This is a genomic window from Rhodococcus sp. P4_B6 (genome assembly GCF_056402215.1).
The window spans coordinates 1-3207 of record NZ_JBFUHV010000363.1 but is presented as its reverse complement, the minus strand read 5'-3'; the positions used below and the strand labels follow the sequence as shown (position 1 = coordinate 3207).

The 3207-nt window shown below is 67.5% G+C and carries 1 protein-coding gene and 1 pseudogene; one reads left to right on the top strand and one right to left on the bottom strand.

Annotated features, from left to right (window positions below):
* The first annotated feature begins 2120 nt into the window (after nucleotides 1–2120).
* Nucleotides 2121–2747 (top strand): carbonic anhydrase, encoded by a 627-nt coding sequence (locus AC1DWT_RS50380; protein ID WP_477926181.1) that lies wholly within the window; start codon nucleotides 2121–2123, stop codon nucleotides 2745–2747.
* A 255-nt stretch (nucleotides 2748–3002) separates the two neighbouring features.
* Here the strand turns inward: AC1DWT_RS50380 and AC1DWT_RS50375 are convergent.
* Nucleotides 3003–3207 (bottom strand): annotated as a pseudogene (locus AC1DWT_RS50375) (NAD-dependent malic enzyme); the annotation flags it as partial.

Genomic DNA, 3207 nt, shown 5'->3' with positions numbered 1-3207 from the left:
CCCGGCCGAGACGATCGTTGGCCAGGTCGTCCAGGTAGCGCTCCAGCATGAGTTGGTCGATGCCTGTGACGTCGCCGGTGGGGTAAGTGAGGAACCGGGTGCAACGGGTCACCGTTTGGGATGTCGCCGTTGGTGTGGGTTGGGCTGCGTCCGATGCTCAACCACCAGCGGACGAACCGTCTGGAGTTCGAGAGTCCTCCGCACTGATAATCAGCTGGGCGACCGCGGTGACCTGCCGACGGCATTCGCCGAGCGCCTCCGGGGGTGACCCTGGCGGCGTCAAGCCGGTCGAGGTTACCGGTATCGGCGGTTCGATTCGCCGTCGATCAAGCGGTAGACGACGTACAGGGAGAACCACGTGATGAGCACAGCCGCGAGAACCAGCAACACCTCGAAAACGATGACCACCGTCACATTCTAGAGCGCTGGGCGGCGGCGATACGTGGGAGGCACCGTCTGGGGCATGAAGGACGGCAGCATCGGTTCTCCGGCGTGTGAACGGTGGTGTGGGCGGGTGGGTGTTCGGCTCGTTGCGGGGCGGGAGCATATCGATTGCCAGGATGCCGCGCTGGCGGCGTGTTTCGATCCTCACCGGGTCGCATCCTCAAGCGCGGACAAGCGGGGGTGGCGGGAGCACGGTGGAACGGCAACGCGGCCAGTGCCGGGGGTGCGGGCAACCACGCCGGTGTACCGATCTCGTCGAAGCGTGCGGTCAGCCCGCCGCAGTAGGGGTTTCGCCAGGTGGCGAGACGATCAGCAATCGGCAGGTTTGCTCCGCCRCYCTCCTCGCAACAGGCGATTTCTCGCCATGCATGGAGGCTTGCGCCTCAGTCCGACTGCCGGGACCTACCACCGTTCGCCCAATGGTTGGTTACCGCGGTTTACCGTTACGGTGATCGAGTTCCTTTCAGGCTCAATGGTTTTGGCATCTGACATCCGCCCGTTCATCCTGATCGGCATGGTGCTGCTGCTGTTCCGGGCCTTCGTGTACTCCCTGCTTCGCCCTGAGAGAACATCTACCTCCGCAGCGGCTCGTCGGCCACCGCCTCAACCCCCACCTGCTCGGTCTCCACAAGCGACGCCGGCGCGACCAGGAGCAGGCCTCCGACGGATCCGCTGCCGGGGCCGCCCCCTCACGCACATGTGCTCCGGAAGACGCGGTGACACAAGGGCACTGGCTGACTCGGCGATCGACTGTCGGTCGTCTCAACTCAGCGACCGGCTGCTGGTGGCGCGGTGTTGGTGTGTGCGGAGACGAGGACCACCGGGCGGCGGCCGTGGTGGATCAGATGACGATCGAGCGTGATGACTCGACGGCCCGGCGGGTTCCCGGACGGTGGTGGTAGGGCGGCCGGGTGATCTGGTCGCGGGGGGGTGGGGAGACGGCGGGCGGGTGATGTCGTTTTCCGGGGTGGACGTTCCGGCACGGATCGGGTGAGGCTTTCGAGAGGTTGGCCGCCAGGATGCGATGACTCTGTGGCCGGACGAGGCCAGGTGGCCGCAGGACATCGGTGTGGTGGCCCTGCTCGAGGTGACCTCGTCGACACGGGGCGGTTCCTGCTCGAGGTTGTCCGGACGTCGGAGGACCCGCGAGGTGATGKGCCCTGTCAGCAGGCTGACCGCGCCGTCAACCACCAGGAGGGCGCCGCCCCAATCCACATCATCGCGTTCATGGCTTCCTGCTGGGCCGTGATTCGCGCGCCGGRGTGKGCCCTCGGGTTCCGGATCAGCGGTTCTCGGTCGGGACACGAGACTCGCGAGGCTTTATCGAGGGCTGTCTCCCCCGTCGATGGTGGCCCGCCGGAMGCGCGCAGGACGTCGATCTGGCTCGACGCCCGCCACTGGCGGGACYGGCCACCGCTGCACCCATYCCCCCAGTGGGCGCCACCGACGACGGGCGTTTGCTGCAGCATGATCTCGCTCACAGGATGTGTCGGGCGGTCACACACCCKCACGACGCCGCGGGAGATTCCAGGCCTCCGACTCGCACCGGCTGATCGGCACGAGGCRTCGCCCGTCACTTCTCCTCACACGTCCCGTCGGCGAGGCGCGAACCGGAGTTTCCGTCGCCGTAATGTTCCCGCCGAGCAGCCGCAACAGGGCGGGTGCACGATAACCGCATGCCCCACTCCAACCCGGTTGCCGCGTGGAAAACCCTCCGCCAGGGTAACGAGCGCTTCGTCAGCGGAGTCTCGATCCACCCCGGYCAGGGAATCGCCGACCGCGCGCAGCTCGACGCCGARCAGCACCCCACCGCGGTGGTGTTCGGATGCGGAGACTCACGTGTCGCYGCGGARATCATCTTCGACCAGGGMCTCGGTGACATGTTCGTCGTCCGMACGGCCGGCCACGTCCTCGACGACGCCGTGCTCGGTTCCATYGAATACGCGGTGCAGRYCCTCGACGCGCCCTTGATCGTCGTGCTGGGTCATGACGGTTGCGGCGCCGTGAAGTCCACGCTSGACGCGCTGGACAAGGGCAAGGTYCCGGACGGCTTCATCCGCAGCATCGTCGAACGGGTGGCGCCGTCGATCATGRTGGGTCGCAAAGAGGGCCTCACCACCGTCGACGAACTCGAAGGCCGCCACGTCGTGGAGACCGGGGCTCTSCTSATGSAGCGTTCGCGCATCATCGCCGATCGCGTCGGAAGTGGTGCCTGCGCTATTGCCGGCGTCACCTACAAGCTGTCCGACGGCCGGATGCACCTGCAGGGAGGGGCCGGAGACATCGGCGAGCTCCGCGACTGACGCGACACACCGAGCCCGCTGATCCGCTGATCCACCGGTCCATCCGGAGACCCGACGCGGTAACCGGAACGCACGGGCAGATCGCGAACCGGCCGATCTCCGCTGCCCCCGAGGTCACCGCGAAGGAGACCCGGAAGGTCCTCGCCAGGCGGCGAGCATTACGACTCGATCGATTCCCCACGTGCCGACGCATCGGGACACCGCGTGCCCGCTGCGGTGATCGCCCGGGCGCACGCACGACGACGATCGAATGGCTCACTTCTGCGGCTGTGGCCCCCGGTCGGCCACCTGACGCACCGCCGCCGCGACCGCCGGCGCGACACCCGCGTCGAACACGCTCGGCACGATGTACGTGGCATTGAGCTCGGACGGCGACACCCTGTCGGCGATCGCGCCGGCCGCGGCGATCAGCATCTCGTCGGTGATGTCGACCGCGTGCGCGTCGAGCAGACCGCGGAAC